Origin of the sequence: Citrobacter telavivensis (assembly GCA_009363175.1) — a bacterium.
GTDB lineage: Bacteria > Pseudomonadota > Gammaproteobacteria > Enterobacterales > Enterobacteriaceae > Citrobacter_A > Citrobacter_A telavivensis.
On record CP045205.1, the window covers coordinates 3,350,752 to 3,377,232 of the forward strand.

The 26,481-nt window shown below is 55.1% G+C and carries 25 protein-coding genes, 2 tRNA genes and 1 pseudogene; 14 read left to right on the forward strand and 14 right to left on the reverse strand.

Going from position 1 to position 26,481, the window contains the following annotated elements:
- Positions 1-103: 103 nt before the first annotated feature.
- The 3 genes from mdtK to GBC03_18265 all read left to right on the forward strand — a co-directional run bounded on the left by mdtK (position 104) and on the right by GBC03_18265 (position 1,796).
- Positions 104-1,477 carry a multidrug efflux MATE transporter MdtK gene (gene mdtK / locus GBC03_18255; protein ID QFS72016.1) on the forward strand — a complete coding sequence of 458 codons (1,374 nt, stop codon included), beginning with the start codon at positions 104-106 and terminating at the stop codon, positions 1,475-1,477.
- Positions 1,478-1,628: 151 nt separating this feature from the next.
- Positions 1,629-1,705 (forward strand) — tRNA-Val (locus GBC03_18260).
- Between the two features lie 14 nt (positions 1,706-1,719).
- Positions 1,720-1,796 (forward strand) — tRNA-Val (locus GBC03_18265).
- A 54-nt stretch (positions 1,797-1,850) separates the two neighbouring features.
- Here the strand turns inward: GBC03_18265 and GBC03_18270 are convergent.
- Positions 1,851-3,059, reverse strand: a complete 1,209-nt coding sequence (locus GBC03_18270; protein QFS72017.1) for a hypothetical protein — start codon at positions 3,057-3,059, stop codon at positions 1,851-1,853.
- Positions 3,060-3,192: 133 nt separating this feature from the next.
- Between GBC03_18270 and GBC03_18275 the strand changes: the two are divergent.
- Positions 3,193-3,890: pseudogene (locus tag GBC03_18275) on the forward strand (IS1 family transposase).
- Here GBC03_18275 and GBC03_18280 read toward each other — a convergent pair.
- Positions 3,825-4,358, reverse strand: coding sequence for a hypothetical protein (locus tag GBC03_18280; protein ID QFS72018.1), 534 nt, complete (start codon positions 4,356-4,358; stop codon positions 3,825-3,827). The pseudogene GBC03_18275 and the gene GBC03_18280 overlap by 66 nt on opposite strands.
- Before the next feature lie 45 nt (positions 4,359-4,403).
- Complete coding sequence (locus GBC03_18285) at positions 4,404-5,468, reverse strand: hypothetical protein (protein ID QFS72019.1); 1,065 nt, start codon at positions 5,466-5,468, stop codon at positions 4,404-4,406.
- A gap of 375 nt (positions 5,469-5,843) precedes the next feature.
- On the opposite strand from GBC03_18285, the gene GBC03_18290 reads away from it, so the two are divergent.
- The gene (locus tag GBC03_18290) at positions 5,844-6,149 is read left to right on the forward strand and encodes a monooxygenase (GenBank protein ID QFS72020.1); all 306 of its coding nucleotides are present in this window, start codon (positions 5,844-5,846) and stop codon (positions 6,147-6,149) included.
- Positions 6,150-6,184: 35 nt separating this feature from the next.
- Here GBC03_18290 and GBC03_18295 read toward each other — a convergent pair whose 3' ends face one another.
- A complete protein-coding gene (locus GBC03_18295; protein ID QFS72021.1) occupies positions 6,185-6,982 on the reverse strand; it encodes an MBL fold metallo-hydrolase in 798 nt (265 codons plus the stop codon).
- 167 nt (positions 6,983-7,149) lie between these two features.
- On the opposite strand from GBC03_18295, the gene GBC03_18300 reads away from it, so the two are divergent.
- Together GBC03_18300 and GBC03_18305 are read left to right on the forward strand one after the other, a co-directional pair.
- Positions 7,150-8,760, forward strand: a complete 1,611-nt coding sequence (locus GBC03_18300; protein QFS72022.1) for an FAD-NAD(P)-binding protein — start codon at positions 7,150-7,152, stop codon at positions 8,758-8,760.
- An 83-nt stretch (positions 8,761-8,843) separates the two neighbouring features.
- Positions 8,844-8,984, forward strand: coding sequence for a hypothetical protein (locus GBC03_18305; GenBank protein ID QFS72023.1), 141 nt, complete (start codon positions 8,844-8,846; stop codon positions 8,982-8,984).
- A gap of 117 nt (positions 8,985-9,101) precedes the next feature.
- Here GBC03_18305 and GBC03_18310 read toward each other — a convergent pair whose 3' ends face one another.
- Positions 9,102-9,293, reverse strand: a complete 192-nt coding sequence (locus GBC03_18310; GenBank protein ID QFS72024.1) for a hypothetical protein — start codon at positions 9,291-9,293, stop codon at positions 9,102-9,104.
- A gap of 231 nt (positions 9,294-9,524) precedes the next feature.
- Between GBC03_18310 and GBC03_18315 the strand changes: the two genes are divergently transcribed.
- From GBC03_18315 to GBC03_18330, 4 genes are read left to right on the forward strand one after another with little or no spacing between them, the layout of a single operon-like run.
- A complete protein-coding gene (locus GBC03_18315; protein ID QFS72025.1) occupies positions 9,525-10,358 on the forward strand; it encodes a transporter substrate-binding domain-containing protein in 834 nt (277 codons plus the stop codon).
- A 1-nt stretch (position 10,359) separates the two neighbouring features.
- Positions 10,360-11,178: an ATP-binding cassette domain-containing protein gene (locus GBC03_18320; GenBank protein QFS72026.1), complete on the forward strand. Its 819-nt coding sequence runs from the start codon at positions 10,360-10,362 to the stop codon at positions 11,176-11,178.
- On the forward strand, positions 11,178-11,957 hold the full coding sequence (locus tag GBC03_18325; GenBank protein ID QFS72027.1) for an ABC transporter permease subunit: 780 nt from the start codon (positions 11,178-11,180) through the stop codon (positions 11,955-11,957). The genes GBC03_18320 and GBC03_18325 overlap by 1 nt, the downstream gene beginning before the upstream one ends.
- Positions 11,947-12,624: an ABC transporter permease subunit gene (locus GBC03_18330; GenBank protein QFS72028.1), complete on the forward strand. Its 678-nt coding sequence runs from the start codon at positions 11,947-11,949 to the stop codon at positions 12,622-12,624. Before GBC03_18325 ends, GBC03_18330 begins: the two co-directional genes overlap by 11 nt.
- A gap of 4 nt (positions 12,625-12,628) precedes the next feature.
- On the opposite strand, the gene GBC03_18335 is transcribed toward GBC03_18330, so the two are convergent.
- The 9 genes from GBC03_18335 to GBC03_18375 all read right to left on the reverse strand — a co-directional run bounded on the left by GBC03_18335 (position 12,629) and on the right by GBC03_18375 (position 21,469).
- A complete protein-coding gene (locus GBC03_18335) occupies positions 12,629-13,438 on the reverse strand; it encodes a hypothetical protein (GenBank protein ID QFS72029.1) in 810 nt (269 codons plus the stop codon).
- Positions 13,439-13,441: 3 nt separating this feature from the next.
- Positions 13,442-14,227 (reverse strand): thiosulfate reductase cytochrome B subunit, encoded by a 786-nt coding sequence (locus GBC03_18340; GenBank protein QFS72030.1) that lies wholly within the window; start codon positions 14,225-14,227, stop codon positions 13,442-13,444.
- Positions 14,224-14,892, reverse strand: a complete 669-nt coding sequence (locus GBC03_18345) for a 4Fe-4S dicluster domain-containing protein (GenBank protein QFS72031.1) — start codon at positions 14,890-14,892, stop codon at positions 14,224-14,226. The genes GBC03_18340 and GBC03_18345 overlap by 4 nt, the downstream gene beginning before the upstream one ends.
- A gap of 50 nt (positions 14,893-14,942) precedes the next feature.
- Positions 14,943-15,593 (reverse strand): YdhW family putative oxidoreductase system protein, encoded by a 651-nt coding sequence (locus tag GBC03_18350; protein ID QFS72032.1) that lies wholly within the window; start codon positions 15,591-15,593, stop codon positions 14,943-14,945.
- A gap of 10 nt (positions 15,594-15,603) precedes the next feature.
- A complete protein-coding gene (locus GBC03_18355; GenBank protein ID QFS72033.1) occupies positions 15,604-17,706 on the reverse strand; it encodes an aldehyde ferredoxin oxidoreductase in 2,103 nt (700 codons plus the stop codon).
- A gap of 20 nt (positions 17,707-17,726) precedes the next feature.
- Positions 17,727-18,353 (reverse strand): ferredoxin-like protein, encoded by a 627-nt coding sequence (locus GBC03_18360; GenBank protein ID QFS72034.1) that lies wholly within the window; start codon positions 18,351-18,353, stop codon positions 17,727-17,729.
- Positions 18,354-18,816: 463 nt separating this feature from the next.
- Complete coding sequence (fumD, locus tag GBC03_18365) at positions 18,817-19,026, reverse strand: fumarate hydratase FumD (GenBank protein QFS72035.1); 210 nt, start codon at positions 19,024-19,026, stop codon at positions 18,817-18,819.
- Positions 19,027-19,119: 93 nt separating this feature from the next.
- Positions 19,120-19,722 carry a response regulator gene (locus GBC03_18370; GenBank protein QFS72036.1) on the reverse strand — a complete coding sequence of 201 codons (603 nt, stop codon included), beginning with the start codon at positions 19,720-19,722 and terminating at the stop codon, positions 19,120-19,122.
- Positions 19,697-21,469, reverse strand: a complete 1,773-nt coding sequence (locus tag GBC03_18375; GenBank protein QFS72037.1) for a PhnD/SsuA/transferrin family substrate-binding protein — start codon at positions 21,467-21,469, stop codon at positions 19,697-19,699. The genes GBC03_18370 and GBC03_18375 overlap by 26 nt, the downstream gene beginning before the upstream one ends.
- 178 nt (positions 21,470-21,647) lie before the next feature.
- On the opposite strand from GBC03_18375, the gene ttrB reads away from it, so the two are divergent.
- From ttrB to ttrA, 3 genes are read left to right on the forward strand one after another with little or no spacing between them, the layout of a single operon-like run.
- Positions 21,648-22,376 (forward strand): tetrathionate reductase subunit TtrB, encoded by a 729-nt coding sequence (gene ttrB, locus GBC03_18380; protein QFS72038.1) that lies wholly within the window; start codon positions 21,648-21,650, stop codon positions 22,374-22,376.
- A complete protein-coding gene (gene ttrC, locus GBC03_18385; protein ID QFS74053.1) occupies positions 22,376-23,398 on the forward strand; it encodes a tetrathionate reductase subunit TtrC in 1,023 nt (340 codons plus the stop codon). Before ttrB ends, ttrC begins: the two co-directional genes overlap by 1 nt.
- On the forward strand, positions 23,391-26,462 hold the full coding sequence (ttrA, locus tag GBC03_18390) for a tetrathionate reductase subunit TtrA (GenBank protein QFS72039.1): 3,072 nt from the start codon (positions 23,391-23,393) through the stop codon (positions 26,460-26,462). The genes ttrC and ttrA overlap by 8 nt, the downstream gene beginning before the upstream one ends.
- The last annotated feature ends 19 nt before the right edge of the window (positions 26,463-26,481 follow it).

Here is a 26,481-nt window from a genome sequence, read left to right on the forward strand (position 1 = left end):
TCATCGCTACAATAGACTGAAATTTCCCCTGCATCTTCTTCTTGCTGCCACTCGTGGCGGCTTTTTTAGTCTCTCAAATAAAAACAAAATGATAGGTGTACACGTGCAGAAGTATATCAGTGAAGCGCGTCAGTTATTGGCTCTGGCAATTCCGGTGATTCTTGCGCAAATCGCCCAAACCGCAATGGGGTTCGTTGATACCGTGATGGCGGGTGGCTACAGCGCCACCGACATGGCCGCCGTCGCCATTGGGACGTCCATCTGGCTGCCCGCCATTCTGTTCGGTCACGGGCTGCTGCTGGCGCTAACCCCGGTGATTGCTCAGCTCAACGGTTCCGGGCGTCGTGAACGCATTGCGCATCAGGTTCGCCAGGGATTCTGGCTGGCGGGTTTTGTCTCGGTGCTGGTTATGGTCGTGCTGTGGAACGCCGGTTACATCATCCGCGCGATGCACAATATTGATCCGGCCCTGGCGGATAAGGCCGTCGGTTACCTGCGCGCATTATTATGGGGCGCACCGGGTTATCTGTTCTTTCAGGTCGCGCGTAACCAGTGTGAAGGTCTGGCAAAAACCAAACCCGGTATGGTGATGGGTTTTCTCGGTCTGCTGGTCAACATCCCGGTGAACTATATCTTTATCTATGGTCACTTCGGCATGCCGGAACTCGGCGGTGTCGGCTGTGGCGTGGCTACCGCAGCGGTCTATTGGGTGATGTTCTGCGCGATGCTCTGGTATGTCAAACACGCACGTTCAATGCGCGATATTCGTAATGAGCAGCGCTTCAGTAAGCCAGATAGCGTGGTGATGAAACGTCTGGTGCAACTGGGTCTGCCGATTGCGCTGGCGCTGTTTTTTGAAGTCACGCTGTTCGCCGTCGTGGCGCTGCTGGTTTCGCCGCTGGGCATTGTCGATGTTGCAGGCCACCAGATTGCCCTGAACTTCAGTTCACTGATGTTTGTATTGCCGATGTCGCTGGCGGCGGCGGTCACCATTCGCGTGGGCTACCGTCTGGGACAAGGCTCTACGCTGGATGCGCAAACCGCTGCGCGTACCGGTTTAGGCGTTGGCGTCTGCATGGCATGCCTCACTGCCATCTTTACCGTGACGCTGCGTGAGCATATCGCCCTGCTCTATAACGACAATCCTGAAGTGGTGACGCTGGCGGCGCAACTGATGCTGCTGGCGGCGGTGTATCAGATTTCAGACTCCATTCAGGTCATCGGTAGCGGGATCCTGCGTGGTTATAAAGATACGCGCTCGATTTTCTTTATCACCTTTACAGCGTACTGGGTGTTGGGACTGCCGAGCGGTTATATCCTCGCACTGACCGATCTGGTGGTGGATCGTATGGGTCCGGCGGGATTCTGGATGGGCTTTATCATCGGCCTGACCTCGGCCGCGATTATGATGATGCTGCGGATGCGCTTCCTGCAACGCCAGCCGTCGACGGTCATTCTGCAGCGCGCTGCGCGATAAAACGGCAATAGCCGCCAGTTGGCGGCTATTCTCTCGACATTTTGCGCACTTCCTCCGCAATCGGGTGAAATCCGGAAGAAAATTACCATTTCCCTCTTGCCTCATCCCGGCTCTGCCGCTAATATTCGTCCCCGTTGTCACACACAACATTGCGTTCATAGCTCAGTTGGTTAGAGCACCACCTTGACATGGTGGGGGTCGTTGGTTCGAGTCCAATTGAACGCACCATCTCATCTTTATATGCGTCTGTAGCTCAGTTGGTTAGAGCACCACCTTGACATGGTGGGGGTCGATGGTTCGAGTCCATTCAGACGCACCATTTCGTTATCTTCCTGTTATACCCCAAATTCTCATCTGCTAACCGGTAACCCCGTTAATGACTGAACAGTAAACGGTCGTTTTTCGCCTGACTGTCCGCGATATAGAAACGGGTAAACCACGCTGGCTGCCCTGTTATCGCCGTGGGTTTGAGCAGTTTGAGCACCTGAACGTCGCCAACCCCCTGCATTCGCTGACGAAACTGGAGATGATCAAACACTCTGATGGCTTCAATAACATAGGCCATCGCAATCTTTTGATCTTCAATCATGATCAGGTGGTCACCATTATTCTTCTCACCCGAGGGGGCCAGATTGCTCGAGCCGGTGAACACTTTGGCGCTGGCCAGATTAAAATCGGTCACCACAAATTTATGGTGAATATTGATTCCCTTACCACCTGCCCATTCAGTTCGAAATGGCTCTGGCGCTTTTTTCGCCAGGTAGGCAAAATCGGCAACGGCCAGCGTGCCATCCGGTTTCACCACCTGCAATTCTCCCGCCGTATTCACCGTGCCATAGCTGAAGACAGGACGATTCAGTAATTCTGCAAGCGCAACGCCCACCGGTGATTCCCTCATATTATTAAGAAAAGCGATGGAATAGAACACAGACGAACTCGCCTGGTTAATGGCGTTCACCACCGGGTCCAGCGAAAGCGACGTTGCGCGATGGGGAGAATAAGAGACGTTAATCGTCGGCCCATTTGCATGTTCTATTGTCTGTATACTCTGCGATAACGGAGAATGGCGAAACGCTTTAGGCTCGGTAAACGCCTCATCAAACATCTGGCCGAACGATGCCGCAACGCCAGAGGAATGAAAGACCAGCACGTTATTCGCCTGGATATAGAGACCGCGGAAAGAAAAATTGGTTGAGCCGCACAGCACTTTAACCGCCTGATTTTGCTTATCGCGCTGGATCAGTACCTTATGGTGCTGAAGGTTAAAAAAGCGGGTACGTGTAACCTGCGCCCCCGCGACAGTCAGTCGCTGTGACGCCACACTTTCGCTGCTGTTCTTCGCGCCGTGCCCTTCCAGGATGCCCGTCTCTTTATCTTTCTTCGAAGAATCATCAATAACCGCCCGCAAGCGTGGGCCGATCGCCTCCAGCTTTTCGACCAGGTCCGGAAGATTCAGATCGTAGGCCATGAAATCAAGACGGAGTTCAGGATTGTCTAATACCTCCTGAATAAAAGTATCAATCAGGGTTTTTGCTTCAAATCCCAGCCAGTCATAAACGGTCTCGCCCCGGTTATTTTTCACATCGTCGCGCAGTTTAAAATTGAGTCCATCCTCATCCTGACCGGGAATAATGTCAGCGTTATTATTAAACTGGTCGCGGGTGATGCTGCCAACTTACTGATTTAGTGTATGATGGTGTTTTTGAGGTGCTCCAGTGGCTTCTGTTTCTATCAGCTGTCCCTCCTGTTCAGCTACTGACGGGGTGGTGCGTAACGGCAAAAGCACTGCCGGACATCAGCGCTATCTCTGCTCTCACTGCCGTAAAACATGGCAACTGCAGTTCACTTACACCGCTTCTCAACCCGGTACGCACCAGAAAATCATTGATATGGCCATGAATGGCGTTGGATGCCGGGCAACCGCCCGCATTATGGGCGTTGGCCTCAACACGATTTTCCGCCATTTAAAAAACTCAGGCCGCAGTCGGTAACCTCGCGCATACAGCCGGGCAGTGACGTCATCGTCTGCGCGGAAATGGACGAACAGTGGGGATACGTCGGGGCTAAATCGCGCCAGCGCTGGCTGTTTTACGCGTATGACAGGCTCCGGAAGACGGTTGTTGCGCACGTATTCGGTGAACGCACGATGGCGACGCTGGGGCGTCTTATGAGCCTGCTGTCACCCTTTGACGTGGTGATATGGATGACGGATGGCTGGCCGCTGTATGAATCCCGCCTGAAGGGAAAGCTGCACGTAATCAGCAAGCGATATACGCAGCGAATTGAGCGGCATAACCTGAATCTGAGGCAGCACCTGGCACGGCTGGGACGGAAGTCGCTGTCGTTCTCAAAATCGGTGGAGCTGCATGACAAAGTCATCGGGCATTATCTGAACATAAAACACTATCAATAAGTTGGAGTCATTACCCTGGTCGCGATATGCCTGCGACGACGCAAAGTTGCGCGTAAAACCAATATCAACAATATCGTCGTACGTGACCGGCGAAAGCTCAATACTGGTTTCCAGGGTAATACCCTCGCGTAAACTCCCGTCAGGCTCCATATGCATTTTGGTTGCCTGATAGCGATAGATTCCTGCTACCGGTTGCCAGGGAAAATCGATCCAGCGAAATCGCTGCAACGGTGCGATGCTGGTATCAAACAATCGATCGCCCGTCACCTTCGCATTCGTATAATCAAAGGCAATACGATTTTTAAGGCAGGTATATTTTTTACTGTTCGGCGGCCACACTTTTACGGCAAAGCCAACAAAGTCAGGCTCGGGTTCATCGACATCGAAACCCAGCAGTACCATTCTTTCTCCACGCCACAGCTTAAAATGAAAACCGTTATCCGTGGCATAGCAGGTATATTCAGACATAGTGACCTCGATGGTTAAATAATTATGCCTTTCAGCGCGCCGATATTACGGCTGCAATTTAACGACTGAGAAATCCACAATCGCCCTTGCGGCAAAACAGTAAGGTGCCGAGCGCCTGATATCGGAAATCTTAATACCGTTCACGTCATAAAGCTGGTTACTGTTGAGATCGCGAATGGCGAAGTAGTACAGTTTGTCCAGTGCAGTAACTCGCATACCGCCGCTGGCGGGAAGACGGCCGCGCGACGGAAGCATTATCGCCTTCAACCGCCCCTCTCGCGGTGGCGTAAATATCGCCAGGGTCGGTGCGGTCCCCGCAGGAGCGGTATCTTCCATCATTTCAACACTCAGACGTCGTCCCGGCAAAACCGCCGAAATATCCAGAGAAACCCAGGCTTCGTTTTGCGCCAGTGAATCGCGGTCGGTATTCGGATCCTGGCGGGGGATCGCGGAGCGAAAACCAAGCCCTGTCAGGATTTTGTTTACCCCTACGCTGCCGCCGCTGACGATCATCGCGGTGAGTATCTCGGTGAACATGTCCCCGGACACCGTGAATCCACGGTAGGCGGAAAATAGTTCAGCCATCAGATCGAGCTTAAATGAGCTGACGACGAGCCAGGAGCCCACCAGCATGATGGGGGTACGCCAGGCGCGTCCCACCACAAGCGCCTGAAAAAGACGCCAGTTAAACAGTAGCGCAAAGGCGCTTTCCATCAGCAGCGCCAGCACAAAGGCCGCCATCAGCACCACGAAGGCCTGCTGGACAGAGGCTGATGAGATCTGGGCCTGTTGTTGCGGAATAACCTGCACCAGCAGCGGAGTGTCCCCTGGGCAAGGGACAACGCTGGTCTCTCCGGTATCAAGCGTCACCAGGAAGGGTTCTTGCTGTGTTGCGGGTACGGTGATGCTGGCAACGTACATCGCACCATCCCTTTCCACGGCTATCTTACCGACAGGAGAAGGCTCCGGCGGTCTGATGCAGGGGGCGCGGGCAATCGCCGTGGCGACGCCCGTCTGCACAGGGACAATGGCACTCGGCGCGGCCCGTAATTCAGTCGTGGGATTTAGCAATAAAAATGCGCTGACAGGAAAAATAAGACGTGCTCGCATCGTGGCCTCGTGACGAATAATGAAGGAATATCACGTGATTCAGTTGCTTTTGTGAGAATAGCGGGTTTAAACGTATCGGGACTAAGCGTTATCCATGATCTAAGCGTGAATCTTTCACCCGTTGAGGTGATCGCAAAATAATAACCTGACCAGAAAACGTACTCTGTTGCCCTATTACTTCCTGTCGACGCCTCATAAAGCATGAATAAAAGCTTTTGCTGAACGCACTGAATTTCAAAAACGTGACTCCAGAGAGAATGTGCCGACATTATTGCTCCCCCCGAATCTGGTACAATCCCGTACACAATGTCAGAGGGAAGCGCCCGGGATATTTTTATCGTGCGTTATCGTTGAGTATTGAGAGGGAGAAGGATTATGCCTAAATTATTACAGCTTCACTTCGCGTTTCATGGACCGTTTGGACAAGAAATGGCAGACCAACTGCGTGGTCTGGCGGAGTCAATTAATCAGGAACCGGGTTTTTTGTGGAAAGTGTGGACAGAAAGCGAGCAAAATCAGGAAGCAGGAGGGATTTATCTTTTCGAAAATGAAGAGACCGCGCTGGCCTATCTGGACAAACATACCGCGCGCTTAAAAAATCTCGGCGTTGAGGAAGTGATTGCCAAAATTTTTGATGTGAATATCCCGCTAAGCAAAATCAATAAGGCAAAAATCGACTAACGGATATTGATGAGGGGCTCTCCCCCTCATGTGACTTAACGAGACATCAGGCAGGAGAGATATTTTGCTCCCGAACGTTGCACGATCTCGTGGGCATCACCAACAATATTCAGCCCTTCAAACGCGCCGTACAAACTGGCGAATTTCACGCCTTTCAGTCGACGCATAATGCCTGCCACTGTATCAGACGATAAGGGTAGCATGTTGGGATAACTCCACATAAATGATACCGCGTCGGCCCCCGGAGTCACCTGCAAGATATCTCCGCTGAGGAGAGTCCCTTCCCCCTCGTCCTGGTACAGAACGGTTCCACCGGCAAAATGGCCGCCCAGACGCAACAACGTGATGCCGGGAAGCAAACTGTGTTCCTCTCCTTCCCACTGGCGAATCCAGGGACTGTCTCGCATGATCCAGGCACTGTCAGCGGCATGGAGCCAGACGGGAGCGTCAAACGCCTCCGCCCAGTCCTGCATCGTGGTGTAGTAGTGAGGATGAGAGATCGCGATGGCGCTTAATCCGCCCAATGCATGGATGAGCGTTCGGGTTGCCGGATCCAGATTCGCAATACAATCCCAGAGGACATTTCCCACCGGCGTTCTGAGCAGAAACGCCCGCTGGTTTATCGCAAAAGAAGGAACGGTTATCAGGCTTAACAACTGCGGCGTATGTTGCTGCCACTTGTTGGTATGGCGACGCGTCAGTTCGTCAGAATCGATCCACGCCTGCCCGGTGACCGGCACATATTGCCGCGCATCCTGACAAATTTTGCAGCGCTCGACGGGGCGCTGACTGTCGTCATACGAAGTACCACAGGCTTTGCACAGCGTTATCATCTTCACTCCTGACCAGGCCTAAAACCACGGTAAGTATGGCAGAGGATGCTGCCAGTCAGGGACGCAATGCTCTTCCAGACCGGAACAGCCGAACCTTACTCATCTACACTTACCTGATGTATCAGGCGTGTCAGTGGCGAAATAAGAATAATGGGACGGACAGGAATATGAAAAAAATCGCGATTATCGGGGCGGGTCCGACAGGGGTTTATACCTTTTTCTCATTACTCAAAGAGGAGCAGCCGCTGGAGATCGCCGTCTTTGAACGCGGGAGTGAGGCAGGAATTGGAATGCCTTATGGCCATTCTGAAAATACCCCAATGATGTTGGCAAATATTGCCAGTATCGAGGTCCCCCCGCTTTTTGACACCTGGCTTGAGTGGCTGCAGACCCAGGACGCGCACTATCTTGCGCACTATGGCGTTAACAAGGAAGCACTGCACCAGCGTCAGTTTCTGCCACGTATTTTACTGGGCGACTATTTCCGCGCGCAGTTTTTGCTCGCCGTTCGCCACGCAGAAGATCGTGGTTTTAAGGTCACATTGTATGAGTCCTGTGAAGTCACGGATGTGGCAGCCGATCCCACTGGTGTACAACTCTGGACAGAACGGCACGCGGTGCCGCTGCAAGTCGACCTCGCGGTGATCGCCACTGGACACGTCTGGCCGGACGATGACGAATCAACGCGCGCATTTTATCCCAGCCCCTGGTCCGGCTTGATGGAGGCCGATGTGCCCGCCGCCAGAGTGGGTATTCTGGGGACCTCGCTGAGCGCCCTGGATGCCGCAATGGCAGTGGCGGTACAACACGGAACGTTTCACGAAACGGATGAAAATCAGGTCCATTTCTCGCTGAATAAACACAGTGAAGCGCTGGAGATCACGCTGATGTCCCGTTCCGGCATTTTGCCGGAAGCCGACTTCTACTGCCCCATTCCCTATGAACCCGTAGAGTACGTTACCGGGGAGGCCATCACGCGCGAAATCGATGCCGGTTCAGTCGGACTCCTCGATCGCGTTTTTAGACTCATGCAGCAGGAACTCGCGTTAGCCGATCCGAAATGGGCTGAGCAAATCTCGCTCTCCTCGTTGGATGCCGATAGCTTCCCCGTGGCGTTGTTTGCCGACAGAATGCACAGCGATCCGTTCGAATGGGCGGCAGCAAATTTGAAAGAGGTCGAGGCGAACAAGCGTGACAAGCGCACCGTTGCCTGGCGCTACACCCTGCTGCGTTTACATGAGCGGGTTCAGGAAATCGTTGCCCATCTGGATGAAAAAGATAGCAAACGGTTCAGCGCGGGGCTCGCCCGCGTGTTTATTGATAATTATGCAGCGATCCCGTCAGAGTCCATTCGCCGTATGCTGGCGTTGCACGCAGCCGGTATTCTGCGCATTCTCACGCTGGGACAGGACTACGGGAAGGAGATAAAGGCGGATCGTACCGAGATTACGACACACAACGATCGCCTGACGTTTGACGTATTCATCGATGCGCGAGGCCAAAGGCCCCTGAAGACAGCGGATTTACCGTTCCCGCGATTACGCAGGCAATTACTGTCGTGTGGTGAGACGATTCCAGAGGTTGGCGAAGACTATACGCTTCAGGCACCGGAGCATGTTCGCGGGAGAATTGCCTTCGGCGCATTGCCCTATTTGATGCATGATCGGCCCTTTATCCAGGGGTTAGTCGCCTGTCAGGAAATTGGCGACGCGATGGCCAGGGCAGTGTCGAAACCGGCATCCCGCCTGCGCAGGCGTTTATCCCTTTACGATCGGTAATGCAGCACACATTGTGGATGCATCCGGCGTCAAATTTGCCCTATACTCGTGTGATGTCAAAAATGAGATAAGAAGGGTGAACGATGGAAATTGATCTCGATAATCTGGTCTTTAACGGGCTGGAAGAAGCACAAGAGCGTAACGCAGAACGTCTGGAAGATGCGGACAAAAAAGCAGAATCGGTGATTGCCGATGATGACTGCGGCGACGCGTGCAAAATCTAATTTAGTTCAACCTGCCGCGCATTTCCGCGCGGCAGGCCTGTAAGCGGTTTACTCCCCTCAGCATTTCCACGGTAATTGCAGATTTCATTCCAGTACACCTCGCGCATCCGACGATGTTCAGCGTGTTGTTTGATCACGAAACCACTCCGGGTCAATGTTAGCAATGTCCACGCCGTACAGGCTGGCGACAGGAAGAATAGACTCCACAACGCGCTGCAGATTGACCTCCGCACCAGGTTGTCGGGTCGGGTCAGGCGTGATAACACCGTGCGCCCAAAGACGCGCTATCCGCATTTTTATCTTCTCCATCTCCCGCTCCTTTGCTTGTCAGATACTTTTCATTGCAGCGCAAACGGCGTGAAAAATGAAATACGAATTTTGCTCACCGTTATCTGTTTTTGTTCGTTAGCAACGCTTCGTTAACATGCTGTTCACTAATAACTTTTTGCATATAAATAAGTCCTTTTTCTTCTTTTGTCCTAGGTTTGGGTTGTGGGAGCGTAAAAGGACAAACCAATAACTCCAGGGATATCAAAGAAAATGATGGCAACGAAAATACACCGCTCAAAAAAAACGATCCTCGCGCTCGGCGTCATGCTCGCCACAAGCTTCATCAGCGCCCAGGCGCAGGCCGACCAACTCGCCGACATCAAAGCCGCGGGCGTGGTCAAAGTCGCGACGTTTGACGCCAACCCGCCGTTTGGCTCCGTTGACCCGAAAACGCATCAGATTGTCGGGTACGATGTCGATTTTGCTCAGGCGCTGGCGAAGTCACTGGGTGTGAAACTGGAACTGGTCGCCACTAACCCCGCCAACCGTATCCCGCTGCTGCAATCGGGCAAAGCTGACCTGATCGTCGCCGATATTACGATCACCCCCGAGCGCGCCCACGTAATCGACTTTTCTGTCCCCTACTTTGTCACCGGACAACAGTTCCTGGTACCGGTCTCGTCACCCGATAAGCTTGATGAATACAGCCGTGCGCGCATCGGTGCGGTGAAGGGAACCACCGGTGAGCAGGCGTTGCATCAACGGTTCCCGCAATCCCGCGTTCTGGCTTACGACGATATTCCGCTGGCGTTAACCGCACTGCGTAACGGCAACGTGCAGGCCATCACGCAGGACTCCACTATCCTGGCAGGCTTGCTTGGCGGCGCACCGGACAAAGCACAGTTTAAAATCCTGCCCGATTTACTCAGCAAAGAGGAGATCGGCGTGGGCGTGAAGAAAGGCGAAACGGCATTGCTGAAGGCGGTTAACGATGAATTGCTGAGGCTCGAATCCAGCGGACAGGCAAGCAAAATTTATGACGTCTGGTTTGGCCCGGAAACGAAAAATCCGCAGCCGCGCGCCTTTAAAATTGAGGCCAGATAAGATGCTGGCGGGTTTATTCACCCCTTCCGCAGCCCAGGCTGCGGATTTCAGCCAGTTACACCAGGCGCGGGTTGAATTACGCGATGTGGTGAAAGCGTACGGCGATCACCGGGTACTCAACGGTATTAATCTCACCGTTGAACCTGGCGAAGTCGTGACCATTCTTGGCCCTTCGGGATCGGGAAAATCAACCCTGATTCGCCTGATCAACCAACTGGAATCACTAAGTGGTGGCGACATCCTTATTGATGACAAGCCTGTCGGTCGGCTCAAGGGGGCCTCGCTGCGCCACTTGCGCAGCCGTATAGGCTTTGTTTTCCAGCAGTTCAATCTGTATGCACACCTGACGGCACAGCAGAATATCACCCTCGCACTGGAGTACGTCCACGGCTGGAATAAAGCCGACGCCACACAGCGCGCCTTTGCCTTGCTGGAGCAGGTCGGGCTGGAAGAGAAAGCCGATGCTTATCCGGCACAGCTTTCCGGCGGTCAACAGCAGCGGGTGGCGATCGCCCGCGCGCTGGCCTCCTCACCGCAAATCATCCTGTTTGATGAACCCACCTCCGCGCTCGATCCGGAAATGATCGGTGAGGTTTTGCTTGTGATGAAACGCCTGGCGCACAGCGGTATTACGATGATTGTGGTCACTCACGAGATGCATTTTGCTCGCGAAATTGCTGACCGGGTCGTGTTTATCGACGGCGGCGATATTCTCGAAGTCGCGCCACCGGACGACTTTTTTACCCGACCACAGCACCCGCGGACTCAGCGCTTTCTGCAAAAGGTGCTGGATCCGCTGCATCAGGAGTCATCGCGATAATGCCGTCAATGGACTGGCAGGGAGTGCTCACCGGCCTTCCCCTGCAATGGATCCTCTCCGGATTTCTCACCACGCTGTGGGTCAGCGCCGCAGGAATTCTTCTCGCCACGCTGCTGGCGATTATTCTGTTGGCCCTTCGTCTTTCCGGCCATATTGCTGGTCGCCGCGTAGTAGCCGGCTGGGTATCGCTGTTTCGAAACACCCCGCTGCTGGTACAACTGCTGTTCTGGTACTTCGCTGGCTGGAACCTGCTTCCTCGCGGGTTTGTTGATTTTGTAAACGCAGAACATAGCGGGTCAATCCTGCCCGGCAACGTCTGGTGGTTGACGCCTGAGTTTCTCTGCTCTGCATGGGGACTCGGCGTGTTTACCTCGGCGTTCCTGGTCGAGGAGATCGCCTCCGGGTTACAGGCTGTCTCAGCCGGACAGCGCGAAGCCGCTGTCTCGCAGGGGTTCTCCTCGTGGTTGACCTTCCGCTATATCCTGTTACCGCAGGGGCTAACCAATGCCTGGCAACCGGTGATAGGGCAATATCTCAACCTGATGAAACTGTCGTCATTAGCCAGCGGCATTGGCTTTGCGGAACTCACCTACCAGGTTCGCCAGATTGAAAGCTATAACGCCCATGCGCTGGAAGCCTTTGCCGTAGGTACGGGGCTTTATCTGTTCACCGGTGTGGCTCTCGGCCTGCTGCTGACCCGTCTGGGCCCCGCCCCGCGGCAGGAGAAAAAGACACAAACCCGCCGGTTACGTTTCAGGAGTCCACAGCATGATCGCTAATATTGCAGTGATAACCGACAACCTGGATTATCTCCTGTGGGGACGACTGGCCGATGGTCAACCCGGCGGCGTGCTGTTGACCCTGATGATGGCGCTGGGTGCGGCGGTACTGGCCTTGCCTGGCGGTATTGCCCTTGCCGCTATCGCCTGGCGTTTTCCGGGCATCATCCGTAAAGGATTGTTCGTCTGGGCAGAACTGATTCGCGGGATCCCGCTGATCTTCGTCATTTTCTGGATGTGGTATCTGTTGCCCATGCTTACCGGCAGCGATCTGCCCGGTGCGACAACCGTGACGCTGGCGCTGGCCTGGTTTACCGCCGCGTCAGTTATGCATTCGGTGTACGCCGGACTCAACGCGCTGCCTGACGGACAGTATGATGCTGCCGTATCCCAGGGTTTCAGTCCTGTTCAGGCACTAAGAGGGGTTCTGCTACCGCAGGTGTTACGTCATGTCCTGCCCTCCCTGACCGGGATTTGCATTGGTCTGCTGAAGGACACATCGCTGGCATTTATTGTCAACGTGCCGGAGCTGACAACGGTGGCGGGACAGGTTAACAGCCGGGAACAGATTTATCCGGCGGCTATCTTCATCTTTACGGGGCTGGTTTACTATCTGCTTTGCTACGGCCTGGAGAAAGCGACCCGGCGACGATTTGTTCTGCGCTAACCCGTCAGCATTCTACAAACTGGTGCGCGTCGTCGAGTCGGTACTTCACGCCGGCGCGGATCCCCTCTTCACCTTCAACCGCAACGGCAAAGCGCATGCGTTCACCGTCGTGATAGGCCAGCGCCGCACAGCCACCCGGCCCCAGCACTACGGAGTCAACAACCCCCGTACTGGCAACGATCGCGTTGTCGCCGTTGCAGATGATATGTACGTTGTCACCGCTGTTGGCGATTTTAGCGTCTGCGCCAAAGCTCACAATCTGGCTCAGGTCGCCGTTACTGGCGACATGGCTTCGCTCACCCAGGGTGCTCACCCGCACGCGCATACCGCTGCTGGCGATCCGCGTTCCGTTACCGGCACTGCTAATGCGCGTCGAGTTTCCTGCGGCGGCAAGCCTCGCGCGATCTCCTGAACTGCTGATATGACTGTTATAGCCAACGCTGCCAATGCGCACACAGTAGCCTGCACTGGCAATTTGTGACGCATAGCCTGCGCTGGCGATCTTCATATTATCGCCAGCACAGCCCAGATTCGCGTTATCAGCGGCGTTTGCCACCTGCCAGTCGCCCACTGAGGCATCAGGTTTTGCCAGCCGCGACATGGCGGAGATATCCTGGCGGGCAAAATTCTCTTCATCCAGCCAGCGCGACCAGGCGTATTCCACCAGACTGTTCGCCCAGTCGAGATACCCTTCGCGACTCAACGCCCGGTGCACATCAGCGTAGTTACCGCCCTTGGGAAAACGGCGCAGAAACCAGCGGTACATCACCGCACCAACCCGCCAGCTGCGCAAATCCTCTCGCGTGATCAACATCGGTTAATGCCGGTGATAGCCATCAACCATGCAGCGGAACGTCTCGCCGGGCGTACGGCCCGTGGTGCACAGGTAGAGGTGACCAAAAATAAAGAACAGGCTGATGACAGCCAGTGCGAAGTGCGCCTGTAACAACCAGTAGCGCACGCCGGGGAACACATCCCCCACGACCTGCGGATAGAGCGCCAATAACCCACTCAGCAGCAACAGCGGCAACAATCCGTACATTACGCCGACATAGGCCGCCTGCTGTAACGGATTAAACTTCGAGCGCGGCGTGGCCGGGAACGGATGCGCTTCACCCTGCATAATGCCGTAGAGGTAGAAACGGGTCTGTTTCATCGCCCGCGCCATCCAGCCCTGGGGACGAATAAGGTAATGGTGGCCGTTCCCCCCCAACGCATTGATCAGAACGAAACCAACCCAGCACGTCAGCAGCAGAAATCCGCAGACTTCATGAACCGTCAGCAAACTTTTGATCACCGCTGGGCTGACCAACGAAAAGTGATTGATGAGTCCGCTACCGAGCAGGAGTATAAACAACAGTGCATTCGACCAGTGCCACAGCCGAACCGCCCGTGAGTACAGATAAACCTTCTCGCCATGCCCGGCAGCAGCCTTGTTGGCCGCGCGAAAACGAAGCCAGGCGTGCAACCCCAGCACCAGCCACATCGCCACCAGCAGAAGTCCGGCCATCACCAGCCAGACGGGCCAATACTCAGGGGAAAACACCGGCACATAGTTTGCCAGTTGGGCCTGAAACTGTTCAGCATTCTGCGACGCGTTCATACATTATCCTTTTTAATCAAATGTTGACCGAACCGACGATACAGATGGGGCTTACCCGCGCCCGGAAGTTGATACTGGTAGTAATTATTTTCCTGTAGCCAGCGCTGAATGTCCGGGCTGTCCTCGCGACCAAACAGCAGCGCATGCTCCGGGCAGGACGTGACACAGATAGGCGGAAAACCTTTGGCCAGCCGTGACTGGGCGCAAAAATCACATTTGTCCGCCACTTTGGTTTGCGGATTCAGGTAGCGCACCTGATAAGGACACGCGCCAATGCAGTAACTGCAGCCAATACAGCGCGAACTGTCGACACGAACAATCCCGTCCTCATCGCGCCACGACGCGCCGGTCGGGCAAACCTCAATGCAGGGCGCATCGTCGCAGTGCTGACAGGACTGACGGAAGTAGTGATACAGCGTCTCGTTGTCATTATCTGAAACGGGAATATGCGCGATAGACAAGCGACTTCCCTGCGCAGGAACATGATTCGTTTTGCGACAGGCGCGGGTACACAGGTTACAGCCGTTGCATCGTGATTCATCATGAATCATGACGTAACGAACGGGACTGCCAGCCGTTGTCTTCGCCAGCAGCGTCTGGCCGGGTCCGCTGAAGAAAATGACGGTTCCCATGCCAAGCACAAATTTTCGTCGAGTGAAGGACATCTTGTTATCCTCTAATGCTGTGGTCGCGCTCGTCCACGCTGTCCATAAAGTCAGGGATTCTGAAACTGCTCAACTTCCAGCCATTCGCATAAACCGTACGCTTTGCCGTAACTCATAAAGCGTTCGCTGAATAAGTACGGCACGTCGTTTGATGACGCGACCGTGCGGATATCGGCATAGTCGGGATGCGTTTCAATCGCGGCCAGCGCGGCTTGTATCTGCTGTGGTTCGAAACCATAAGGCGATTGTTCCAGCATGGCTATCTTGTACGGACGCGGATAGGTCTGGCAGTCAAAGCGCACCGCCTGTGCGATTGCCCGACAGATATCCTTTTCCACCACCTGAACGCACATGTCAGCATAGTTGGCGGTCATGGTCTGGGTTGAGTAGTAATAGTCATCCTGAGAGCCCTGCACCCAGGCGATATCATCCCCGGCAAGCCCCTCTCTGAGCGTTTCCAGTAGCGGTACGAGCTCCACCTCTTTCACCGAGTACGGCGGCTGCAAGAACAGTTCGCGCGCGACAAGCTGGCCGTTCGCCGAAGACTGACGGATAAAATCCGCTACGATCTCCGCGGGACTTTCTGGCTCCGCCGGTTCATCAGCGTCGGCGACCTGCTCACGTCGCCCCTGCAGCCACTGTCGCTTTTCAAGATCCACATCCGGCGCAACAGGTTGACTCACATCCTCTGGATGGCTCATGTAATGTTCCTTACGCCGGCAACAGATTCTGCGCGGCCAGGTCGTCGGCGATGTCTTCCAGGCCGAGTCGATGCAACGTCTCACGCGTCGGGCAGCCCAACTCCGGGTGCCAGCCCATCTCTTTATAGAACAGCGTCAGGGATTCACGCATGTCGTCGCGGTCCATCTTGTCGGTGCCTTCGCTAAAGACCGGAATCTTCGGATCCTTATCAAACACCCACGAGCAGATCTGGTCGTGCGCATTACGCATATCATTGGTCTGCATCAGCTTCACCGTGTAGGCGCGATGCAGAGTAAAGATGCGTTCTGCGGCTAAATCGAGGCTGGCCTGGGTGGTTTCATCACCGGTCGCGGCCTGGAAGAACTTCGCTTCCAGATCCAGATCCCCGCGATAGTTGCGGCTTTTCAGCGGCGACACGGTCATCGGCCAGACCCAGTTACACAGCGTGACGGCGTTATGCAGGCACACTTTGAGCAGCGTCCATTTGGCATATTTGATTTTTGCTGCATTGATCGGCGTGTAATTTTTGGTTTCATCGTAGGCGTCTGGCGAGCCAAACAGTTCAGCCGCCACTTCCCGCTGGAGTTTCAGAGGCAAACCCGAGCCGATGAAATTGATGTGGGTGTGGGTCATACAGTCGCGGTTGAACATACAGTTGGTGATGGCCCCAACCTGCGCCGAGGCTTCGTTGGCGTGGTGAACCGGAAATCCAAACGGCGACCACAGTTTGTTTTTTTCATACGCCCAGTATTCATCACCCAGTTGCCAGCGTTCGGCAATGGCGTAAGAGCCATCCGCCAGATGGCTAAGTTCACCGACGCGATGCGCCAGACGATAGTAGAAATCCTTGATGAAATTAGGATCGCCCGCTTCCAGTTGATCCCAGCGGATCTGGGCATACTCTTCTGCCGGCAGGACGCGCTTGAACACCCCTTTGCTGTAGCAATACGTAAAGTCACGGTGCAACTGCCCGTAGTTACACCAGATGCCGTAGTCGTCAAACAGATTCAGCCCCACCAGGTTACCGATGACGCGGCCATCGTCTTTGTCTTCAAAGTCTTTCGGGCCGTTTGGAAAAATGGTGGTATGGACAAAGTTCGCCACGCAGGTATTCCCGCCGGTGCTCGGCACGCCAAAATCCTTCACGCGAGGAATGTTCATCTGCGTCATGCAGCGAATCGGGCAGGAATGGCAGCCGCTCATTTTAACCGTGTATTTTTCCGCCGCCGGCCCTAAGTCAAAGACCGACTTGTAGGTCCGGAAACCAACGGTGTTCTGATTACCCGGCGGGATCTCGCCGGTCTCTATCGGCCCACCTTCTGCCGCGCCCCAGAACAGTCCTTTGCGCGCCGTCCAGCGCGACGCGGGAGAGGAATATTCCGCCCACGCCTGCGGAGTACTGGGCACCACATGGTTGTTATTCGCCCCAATCAGCTCCGTCATCATGTAATCATTCAACCGCTTCATCTCTTTGCGGTCGGCAATATTGACGCCTTTTGTTCCTTCCACGGCAATCGCTTTCAGTTTCTTTGCGCCCATCACAGCGCCTGTCCCTGCGCCGCCGCTGTGGTTGCGGCTGTTGAGCATACAGGAGAGCGGCACGAGGTTTTCACCCGCCTGACCAATCGCCGCCACGCAGGTTTCCGGCGAGGTCATCCGGCAAATTTCTTCCGTGGTCGCACGGGTGCCTTTTCCCCACAGGAAATCGGCTTTTTCGAGAGTGACCTTGTCGTCTTTAATATTCAGCCAGACGGGGGATGCCGCCTTGCCTTCAATAATGATGGCGTCATAACCCGCGAATTTCATTTGCGCCGCGAAAAAGCCGCCCATATGTGCATCGACAACCAGATTGCCTTTTGTGAATGTGGAGAGCGACGTGATATTAACGCGAGAGCTACAGGGGGCACCGGATCCAGTAAGCGGTCCCGTCGCAAAAACTAATTTATTGCCTTCATCAAAGGGTTTCGTGCCGGCAGGAACTTCGTCGTACATAATTTTGTAGCCGAACCCCATACCACCGACAAATTTTTTAAATTTACTGGAATCTTCAAGGGTAATATCGCCTGTTGTAAGATTGACCCGTAAAATATTACCTGTCCAACCGTTAGCCATAATGTTTTCCTTTGCAAGACTCAAACAGTAATATCTTTCCACTCGATGATTTTTAATGCCCCGGTCGGGCAGGCACTGGCGCACTCACCGCATAAAACGCATTTTGCCGATTTCTTCGTTTCAGTATTGACGGTGGCCATCATCCAGGGACACGCGGTGGTACAGGCGCTGCAACCAATACAGCGTCGGTGATCGACAGCAATGCAACCGTCTTCCTGATTCCAGGTAATCGCCCCAATCGAACAGACCTTCATGCACTGCGGATCTTTACACTGACGACAGGTGTCCGGGGTATAATTCAGATCGCCATACAAACCGCCGCCTGAACCTATACCCTTGTCGCCAAAGAAGAAATGACGGTGAATTTTAATGCGCGAAAAGAAGGTGCCGACAGCGCCATCATTGTAATTGGTACAGGAAATTTCACAGCGATGACAACCGGTGCAGCGAGCGCGTTGGGTCACTAACACCCCTTTGGGTGTCGAAATCAACCCCACGGTGCCGCTATCGATATCTTCTTGCTTACAGCCAAAAAGCGACAGTAACGCGGGCGCGATGGTTAACCCAGCCAGGCCTTTTCCCGATATGCGCAGGAATTCCAGCCGCGTCAAGCCAGTATCTAATAATGGACGATCAACCTGGTTCATTTATTTTGCATCCTCTTCGCAAACGCAGTGCTGACAACACGTCCCAGGCCGATGCTAATTATGCTGAAACAGCGCCTCTGATGTTGCCTCCCACAGCTGAAGTTTTGCCGTAACCGGATTGCATAAATAACGCAATTTAACGCAAATAAAGTAATCCTTTAGGGTTAGGCGAATTAAATAATGGGAGTTATTGGTGGGCATGACTTTGATCGTCATCAATTAATAAAGGGGAAGAGAAATATTAAAAGCGTAGTGATATTTATTATCATAAAGACCGGTGAAACACTGTTCCGTCAGATTACAAATAAATGTGAAACTGTTCCCATATATAAATTAAAAGACACGCGTAATATATTTAATAATATAACGAATTTTCCATGAATTTTATCTTTCACCAGAATAAACGTTCTGTCGGACATTTCTCGTGACGGGAAATAAGGGATGAGTTCATCCCTCGTTGTGGTTAGCCGGCCAGCGCGTTGATCGCCGTGACCATCGCCTGCTTTTCGAGGTCGCTACGCTGAATACGCTGGTTTGCCAGCGCGGTTCGTAATACCCCGGCTATCACGATATGTTTGGGCTCTTGTCCCAGATCGCGCATTTCCAGCACCACTTTGCCAACCACTCTGCACATCTCACGGTACAGTTCATCATCTTTTGTCAGGTTTCCCATTATTGTCTCTCATTGCAGGTCCAGATAAACAGCATATATCACTCTGAATGGGATGACAAAAAACAAAGAAAATCAAAGAAATAACCCACGGTACTATTCAACGCCTTGCGTTTCTTTTAACCGCTGCCATTTGTTGACCAGTTCCGCCAGATTGGCGGCCTGCATTTTTTCCATCACCCTGGCGCGATGTACCTCCACCGTGCGTACCGCGATGTTCATCACCTGCGCTATCTCGCGATTCATCAGTCCCTTAACGACTAACCCGGCCAACTCACGTTCTTTAGCCGTAAGCGCCCGGTAGCAGGTGGCGATCTGTTGTCGGGCAACCGCCTGCGCTGAAACCACCAGCGCATGCTCCAGCGCCGTTTGCAGCGGTTTTACACTGACCGGCTTTTGCAAGAAATCCACCGCACCGTGTTTCATCTGTTCAACGGCCATCGGTACATCGCCATGCCCGGTCAAAAACACCACGGCCAGCGTACTTTCGCGCTGACGCAAGGACTCATGGACGTTCTTGCCGTCCATTATCGGCATCCGCATGTCCAGAAGCAGCACGCCCGTCTGGTACAAATCAGCCTGTTCAAGAAAAACAGCCCCTTCTTCCCAGCACGTGACCGGGTAGCCCAGGCTCTCCAGTAGAAAGGCGCAGGCATCGGTGACCGCCACATCATCATCCAGTAAATGAATCATTGCCATTGCCGCCCTTTTCCTCCCGTTGTGTAAAATCCAGTCTCACCGCCACGCCGGGCAGTCCGTCAGGCGCGGTCTGATTGCACAGACCGATCTCCCCCTGACCGTAACGCACCAGCCGTTGGCAGATAACCAACCCCAGTCCCATGCCCTCTTTCCGGCTGGTCATAAAGGGCTGAAAGACCTGATGCAGTAAAACATCGTCAATGCCGCCGCCATTATCCTGCAACGTCACGCGCACGCCATGTGGCAAATATGAAGCATTAATCCACAGCGCGGTGGCCCCCGCCTGCGCCGCATTGAGGATCAGATTGGCCAATACCTGCTCCAGCAATACCGGCGGTAACGAAATCGTCAGTGCGCGATCGATACTGCTGTGTAAGGTTAACCTCGGAAACTGCTGCGCCATACGCAACAACTGCCAGACATGATGAACCGCCTCATGAATGCTGATGTCCTCCCATTCTTCCGTGCGGGTCGGGCTTCCCTGGGCCTGACTCACCCAGCGCCGCAGATTACGCAGAGTATCTGCCCCGCGCTGCGCCTGTTGATCGATATGCTCCAGCGCTGGCAATAACGCATGCGCCGGATCCTGCGACTGCAGGCGAATCAGGCAGCCCTGTGCGTAATGGCGGATTGCCGAAAGCGGTTGATTCAGTTCGTGCGCAAACCCGGAGGTCATTTCTCCGAGGACACTTATTTGCCTGGCCGTTTCCAGCGCCAGTTCCTGCTGGCGCAACTGGACGCCGTTGCGTTCAAGCTGTTTACCACGACGGCGCACCAGCAGCATGACCCAGATGTAGTTCAGGGTAAGCAGCAACAGGGTAAGCGCGGTCCCGCCCATCAGCCACTGATGCTGTATCAGCCAGCTTTTCACATCCAGCCACAAACGTCGCTGCTGCGGATGCTGCTGCACGTCGCGCAGTAGCGCCTCCACCTGACTGGTCGACGCCGGCGCTCCCCAGTGAAACGCCGCGGTGTCAGGCGTTGCCAACAGCGCGCGGGTAACGCGATCGGCCAGCGCATCGCTCACCGCAGGCAACGCGGCGAATGACCAGTCAGGATAAAGCGGCGTACTGGCTAAACAGGCGATGTCTCCGGGACGGTTGATCACCGCGACAAAATCGGCTTTATCAACCAGTCCCTCTTCGTCCATTTTTTCCAGCAGGCAGACCGGGACAATCACGGCCTGTACCGCTTTTTCACGGAGTAAATAAAGAAGCGCATCGGCCGGAAATCCGGTAAAACGCAGATTGAGATCGCGTTCGGGGCGCAGACCGGCGTCGCTCAGCGCTTTATATCCCAGCAGGTAGCCGCCGAACGCCTGGGGATCGATGGCCCCCACCGTTTTACCGATCAGGTCGTGCGCGCCGGTAATACCGCTGTCGCGCCGGGTAAGGATTGCACTGCCAATGACGTTGCCTGTTCCACGTGCGGAGCGTAAAGACGCCAGCCAGCGCAGCGGCGAACGACTGTTCAACTGCACAAACTGCGCCGGGTTGGTCACCACAAATTGTACGCTTCCCTTGTTCACCGCCGCCTGCATCTGGTGCAGATCCAGCGGCAGGATGTGGAACTGTTCTCCGGGAAGCTGTTGGTTAAGCAGTGTCTCCAGCGGCTGCCAGTGGTTGCGGGTAGAGACCTCTCCGCGCATCGCCAGTATCCCGATATTCCATGAGTCCGCCAGCGTTGCACCACTGAACATTAAGGCCGACGCCAGCAGCGCCAGACCCTTCACCGTTTGACTTCTCACACCATTATCCCTGTTGATTATGTTGTTTTAGATCAACAACCCGCCGGGTATGTGGTTAACCACAATAGAGCTGCCCCACCCCGATTTTTACACTGTAAATCATCGACATTCTTTATTCATCACACGCAAACCAATGGCGTGACAAATGTTTCGTTGTTGCCTTGAAACGGGAGAAAAAATGGACAGCAGTAAACGGCAGTTTCTCCAGCAACTGGGCGTCCTGACCGCAGGCGCGTCGCTGGTTCCTCTGGCGCAGGCAAAATTTCCTTTTTCACCTGAACGTCATGGCGGCTCCACACAGCAGCGTTACGCGATGCTTATCGATCTGCGCCGCTGCATTGGCTGTCAGGCCTGCACCGTCAGTTGCGCGATTGAAAACCAGACGCCGCAGGGCGAGTTCCGAACCCATGTGAATCAGTATCAGGTCCGGTTGGCGGATGAGGTGACCAACGTGCTGTTACCGCGTCTCTGTAACCACTGCGACAATCCGCCCTGCGTACCGGTTTGCCCGGTACAGGCCACATTTCAACGCGAGGACGGCATCGTCGTGGTCGATAACACCCGCTGCGTCGGTTGCGCCTACTGCGTGCAGGCCTGCCCCTACGATGCGCGCTTTATCAATCATGAAACACAGACCGCCGATAAATGTACGTTTTGCGTCCACCGTCTGGAGGCCGGACTTCTCCCCGCCTGCGTGGAGTCCTGCGTGGGCGGCGCGCGCATCATCGGCGACATCCGCGATCCGCAAAGCCGGATTTCGCAATTGATCCGCACCCATCACGACGCCATCAACGTACTGAAACCGGAAAATGACACCGCACCCCATGTTTTCTATCTGGGGCTGGACGAGGCGTTTGTTACCCCGTTGATGGGCCGCGCGCAACCCGCGCTCTGGCAGGAGGTATGATGATGCACCCCTTAATCATTGAAGAAGTGCTGGCCCGTCCACAGGCGGTGAGCTGGCTTCCCTGGGCGGTACAGTACTTCTTTTTTATCGGCATTGCCGCCTGTGGGGCGCTGTTTGGTTGCGTGCTGCACTGGCGTAAAAAGGCCAGTCCGACGCTGGAAAGCCTGACGCTGCTGATTGCCCTGACCTGTGCCATTACCGCCCCGCTGGCGCTGACCGCCGATCTCCACCAGACGGCCCGCGTCTGGCATTTTTACGCATATCCTACACCGTGGTCGTGGATGCCATGGGGCGCACTGTTTTTACCGCTGTTCACCGCGTTCCTTGGACTCTGGTTTATGGCGCAGGTTTATAAACAACTTACCGGAAAAAGTTACGCCGTCACGAAGTGGTTCGCCGTTGCCAGCGCGCTCGCCGCGACGGGACTGTTGCTTTATACCGGACGCGAAGTGTCCGTGGTTCAGGCTCGCCCTGTCTGGTTCAGCTACGCCTTTGTGCTGGCGATGTTCCTGAGCGCACTACAGACCTTCCTGGCCCTGTTAATCGTCGGGATACGTGATGATTTCCTGTCGCAAAAGCGGCTCGCCCTCGGGCAACTGCTGACGCTGTTCGTCCTCGCAATCGTCATCGTTTTCTGGGTCAGCGGCAATACGCTTTCCGGTACGGCAATCCGTCAGTGGCTGGCAATCTCTGCATCGGCCCACCATTACGCCTTTGGCTTACTGACATTCTGGCTGGTTTCACTCCTTTTCAGTGCTGTTGCCCTGCGTCGTCCGCTGTCATTACCGCTGCGCAGCCTGCTGGCACTGAGCGCGATGGCGCTGTGCTGGTTCCTGCGCTGGACTCTGCTGATTCAGGGGCAGACGCTGCCGAAATTCAACGCCCAGTTCAACCCGTACACCCTGCCCGCCGGTACCGACGGCTGGCTTGCCATCCTCGGCACCTTCGGCCTGTGGGTAGCACTGCTTATTATTGTTCGCGAGAGCGTGAACGGACTCGCAAGGAGATTGCAACATGGCTAATTTAACCCGTCGTCAGTGGCTCAAAGTTGGCCTGGCCGTTGGTGGTATGGCGACGTTCGCCCTCAGCTATCGTGACGTGGCGAAGCGCGCCATTGATGGCTTAAAAAACGGCACCTCCGGTAAAATCACCCGCGATCGTATCGTGGGGAATGCGCTTACCCCTGAAGCCAGCGCGCACCCGCGCTGGCAGCAGAATACGCAGCAAACCATTGCCATGACCCAGTGTTTCGGCTGCTGGACACAGTGTGGCATCAGGGTGCGCGTCGATCGGCAAACCAACCGGGCGCTGCGCATTGCCGGCAATCCGTATCATCCCCTTTCTCATGAACATCATGTTGATGCGTCGGTCCCCTTCAGCACGGCAATGGCGCAGTTGGCGGGCGAGAACGGTCTTGATGCCCGCTCGACGGCCTGCGCCAGGGGCGCAACACAACTGGAAGGGTTATACAGTCCGCTGCGTATTCTTGAGCCGATGAAGCGCGTGGGCAAACGCGGTGAAGGCAAATGGCAGCGCATCAGCTTTGAACAACTGATCAATGAGGTGGTGGAAGGCGGCGATCTGTTTGGCGAAGGTCACGTCGACGGCCTGCGTGCCATATATGCCCCGACGACCCCTATTGATCCGCAGCATCCAGGATTCGGACCTCAATCAAATCAGCTTCTGGTCACCAATACCAGCGACGACGGGCGAGACACCTTTTTGCGCCGTTTTGCTCTCAACAGTTTCGGCAGCAAAAACTTTGGCGCGCACGGATCCTATTGCGGACTGGCCTATCGCGCGGGTTCCGGTGCGCTGATGGGCGACCTTGATAAAAACACCCACGTGAAGCCCGACTGGGATAACGTGGAATTTGCTCTGTTTATGGGCACCTCGCCTGCACAGTCCGGCAACCCATTTAAGCGCCAGGCCAGACAGCTTTCCAGCGCACGCCTGCGCAATGACTTCAGCTATGTGGTCGTCGCCCCGGCGCTGCCGTTAACCCCCGTGCTGGCTGACGACCATGGTCACTGGTTACCGGTGATCCCCGGCAGCGACTCCGCGCTGGCGATGGCGATGATCCGCTGGATTATCGAAAACCAACGCTACAACGCCGATTATCTGGCGCAGCCCGACGTACAGGCGATGCAGCACGCGGACGAGAAGAGCTGGACTAACGCCACGCATCTGGTGATCGCCGACGATCTTCCCGAACTGGCCGGACAGCACCTGACGCGCGCCCATCTGGACTCCGCCGCCGCCAGCGACCCACTGGTCGTGAATGAGAACAACGAACTGGTCCCCGCCCGTGATTGCCTACGCGCCACGCTGTTTGTCACGCGTCAGGTAACGCTTGCCGACGGACGCAGCGTGACGGTAAAAAGCAGTTTTCAGTGTCTGAAAGAGTCGGCGGAAAAAATGACGCTTGCCCAGTACAGCCAACTGTGCGGCGTTGCGGAGAACAAAATCATCGCGCTGGCGGACGCTTTTACCCGTCATGGACGAAAAGCGGCGGTCATCACCCATGGCGGGATGATGGCGGGAAATGGCTTTTACAATGCGTGGGCGGTGATGATGCTGAACGCGCTGATCGGTAACCTCAGTCTGGAAGGCGGCGTCTTTGTTGGCGGCGGGAAATTCAACGGCGCAACGGACGGCCCGCGCTACAACATGGCGGATTTTCCGGGCAAAGTGAAGCCCAAAGGGCTGAGCATCGCGCGAAGCAAAACGGCGTATGAATCCTCCGAGGAGTATCGCGAAAACCTCGCCGCCGGGCGTTCTCCCTTCCCGGCCAAAGCGCCGTGGTATCCGTTTGTCGCCGGTCAGTTAACCGAATTGTTGAGTTCCGCGCTGGAGGGGTATCCGTACCCCCTCAAGGCGTGGATCTCCAACATGACCAATCCCTTATATGGCATACCCGGTCTGCGCGCCGTTGCCGAAGAAAAACTGAAAGATCCGGCGCGATTACCGCTGTTTATTGCTATCGACGCCTATATGAATGAGACCACCGCCCTTGCGGATTACATCGTACCGGACACACATAACTTCGAAAGCTGGGGATTCAGCGCGCCGTGGGCTGGCGTCGCCAGTAAAGCCACCACGGCACGCTGGCCGATTGTCGACCCTGCCACCGCCACAACCGCCGACGGTCAGCCCGTTTCGATGGAGGCATTCTGCATTGCCGTCGCAAAAAAATTGCATCTGCCGGGATTTGGCGACAATGCGATTTCCGACAGTGAGGGAAACCGCTATCCGCTCAATCGCGCGGAAGACTACTATCTGCGTGTCGCCGCCAATATCGCGTTTATGGGAAAAGCCCCGGTCGCCGAAGCGGTGGCAGAAGACATTGACCTTACGGGCGTGAGCCGCATTATGCCCGTCATTCAGCAGACGCTGAAAGCGGAGGAAGTCCGTCGGGTGGCATTTATCTACTCACGCGGTGGACGTTTCGCGTCAGATAAGAGTGGGCGAGCCGAAAACAGGGTCGGTAACGCGTGGGAAAAGCCGCTGCAAATCTGGAATGCCGAGGTTGCCGCCCACCGCCATGCGATCACCGGCGAACGCTACAGCGGCTGTCCGGCATGGTATCCGGCAAGACTGTCTGACGGGCGGTCGGTGGACGACCTGTTCCCACTAACACAGTGGCCGCTCAGGCTTATCTCGTTTAAGTCCAATACCATGGCCAGCGCATCGGCGGTGATCCCGCGGTTACATCACGTCAAACCGGTCAACCTGGTCGCGCTGAACCCACAGGACGGGCAGCGTTTTGGGCTGGCACATGGCGACACGGTGCGGATCACCACGCCGGGTGGGCAGGTTGAAGCGCAAATCAGTTTGCTGCACGGCGTAATGCCAGGGGTCATTGCTATCGAGCACGGCTACGGACATCGGGAGATGGGCGGCGCACAGCACACGCTCGACGGTGTACCGCTACCGTTTGATGCAAACGTGAAGTCGGGGATTAACCTGAACGATCTGGGCTTTGCCGATCCGACACGAAAAGTGAGCAATACCTGGCTGGACTGGGTATCCGGCTCCGCGGTACGTCAGGGGTTGCCGGCAAGAGTTGAGCGACTGCAAGGCTAATGCCGGATGGCAACGTTCG

Coding starts and splice junctions, on each gene's coding strand:
- GBC03_18330 (QFS72028.1), top strand. CDS start 11,947: ATGATCGCTAATATTGCAGTGATAACCGACAACCTGGATTATCTCCTG.
- GBC03_18360 (QFS72034.1), bottom strand. CDS start 18,353: ATGAACCAGGTTGATCGTCCATTATTAGATACTGGCTTGACGCGGCTG.
- fumD (QFS72035.1), bottom strand. CDS start 19,026: ATGGGAAACCTGACAAAAGATGATGAACTGTACCGTGAGATGTGCAGA.
- GBC03_18320 (QFS72026.1), top strand. CDS start 10,360: ATGCTGGCGGGTTTATTCACCCCTTCCGCAGCCCAGGCTGCGGATTTC.
- GBC03_18280 (QFS72018.1), bottom strand. CDS start 4,358: ATGTCTGAATATACCTGCTATGCCACGGATAACGGTTTTCATTTTAAG.
- GBC03_18340 (QFS72030.1), bottom strand. CDS start 14,227: ATGAACGCGTCGCAGAATGCTGAACAGTTTCAGGCCCAACTGGCAAAC.
- GBC03_18295 (QFS72021.1), bottom strand. CDS start 6,982: ATGATAACGCTGTGCAAAGCCTGTGGTACTTCGTATGACGACAGTCAG.
- GBC03_18315 (QFS72025.1), top strand. CDS start 9,525: ATGATGGCAACGAAAATACACCGCTCAAAAAAAACGATCCTCGCGCTC.
- GBC03_18350 (QFS72032.1), bottom strand. CDS start 15,593: ATGAGCCATCCAGAGGATGTGAGTCAACCTGTTGCGCCGGATGTGGAT.
- ttrC (QFS74053.1), top strand. CDS start 22,376: ATGATGCACCCCTTAATCATTGAAGAAGTGCTGGCCCGTCCACAGGCG.
- ttrA (QFS72039.1), top strand. CDS start 23,391: ATGGCTAATTTAACCCGTCGTCAGTGGCTCAAAGTTGGCCTGGCCGTT.
- GBC03_18325 (QFS72027.1), top strand. CDS start 11,178: ATGCCGTCAATGGACTGGCAGGGAGTGCTCACCGGCCTTCCCCTGCAA.
- GBC03_18285 (QFS72019.1), bottom strand. CDS start 5,468: ATGCGAGCACGTCTTATTTTTCCTGTCAGCGCATTTTTATTGCTAAAT.
- GBC03_18305 (QFS72023.1), top strand. CDS start 8,844: ATGGAAATTGATCTCGATAATCTGGTCTTTAACGGGCTGGAAGAAGCA.
- GBC03_18355 (QFS72033.1), bottom strand. CDS start 17,706: ATGGCTAACGGTTGGACAGGTAATATTTTACGGGTCAATCTTACAACA.
- GBC03_18310 (QFS72024.1), bottom strand. CDS start 9,293: ATGGAGAAGATAAAAATGCGGATAGCGCGTCTTTGGGCGCACGGTGTT.
- GBC03_18290 (QFS72020.1), top strand. CDS start 5,844: ATGCCTAAATTATTACAGCTTCACTTCGCGTTTCATGGACCGTTTGGA.
- GBC03_18300 (QFS72022.1), top strand. CDS start 7,150: ATGAAAAAAATCGCGATTATCGGGGCGGGTCCGACAGGGGTTTATACC.
- GBC03_18335 (QFS72029.1), bottom strand. CDS start 13,438: ATGTTGATCACGCGAGAGGATTTGCGCAGCTGGCGGGTTGGTGCGGTG.
- GBC03_18370 (QFS72036.1), bottom strand. CDS start 19,722: ATGGCAATGATTCATTTACTGGATGATGATGTGGCGGTCACCGATGCC.
- GBC03_18345 (QFS72031.1), bottom strand. CDS start 14,892: ATGTCCTTCACTCGACGAAAATTTGTGCTTGGCATGGGAACCGTCATT.
- ttrB (QFS72038.1), top strand. CDS start 21,648: ATGGACAGCAGTAAACGGCAGTTTCTCCAGCAACTGGGCGTCCTGACC.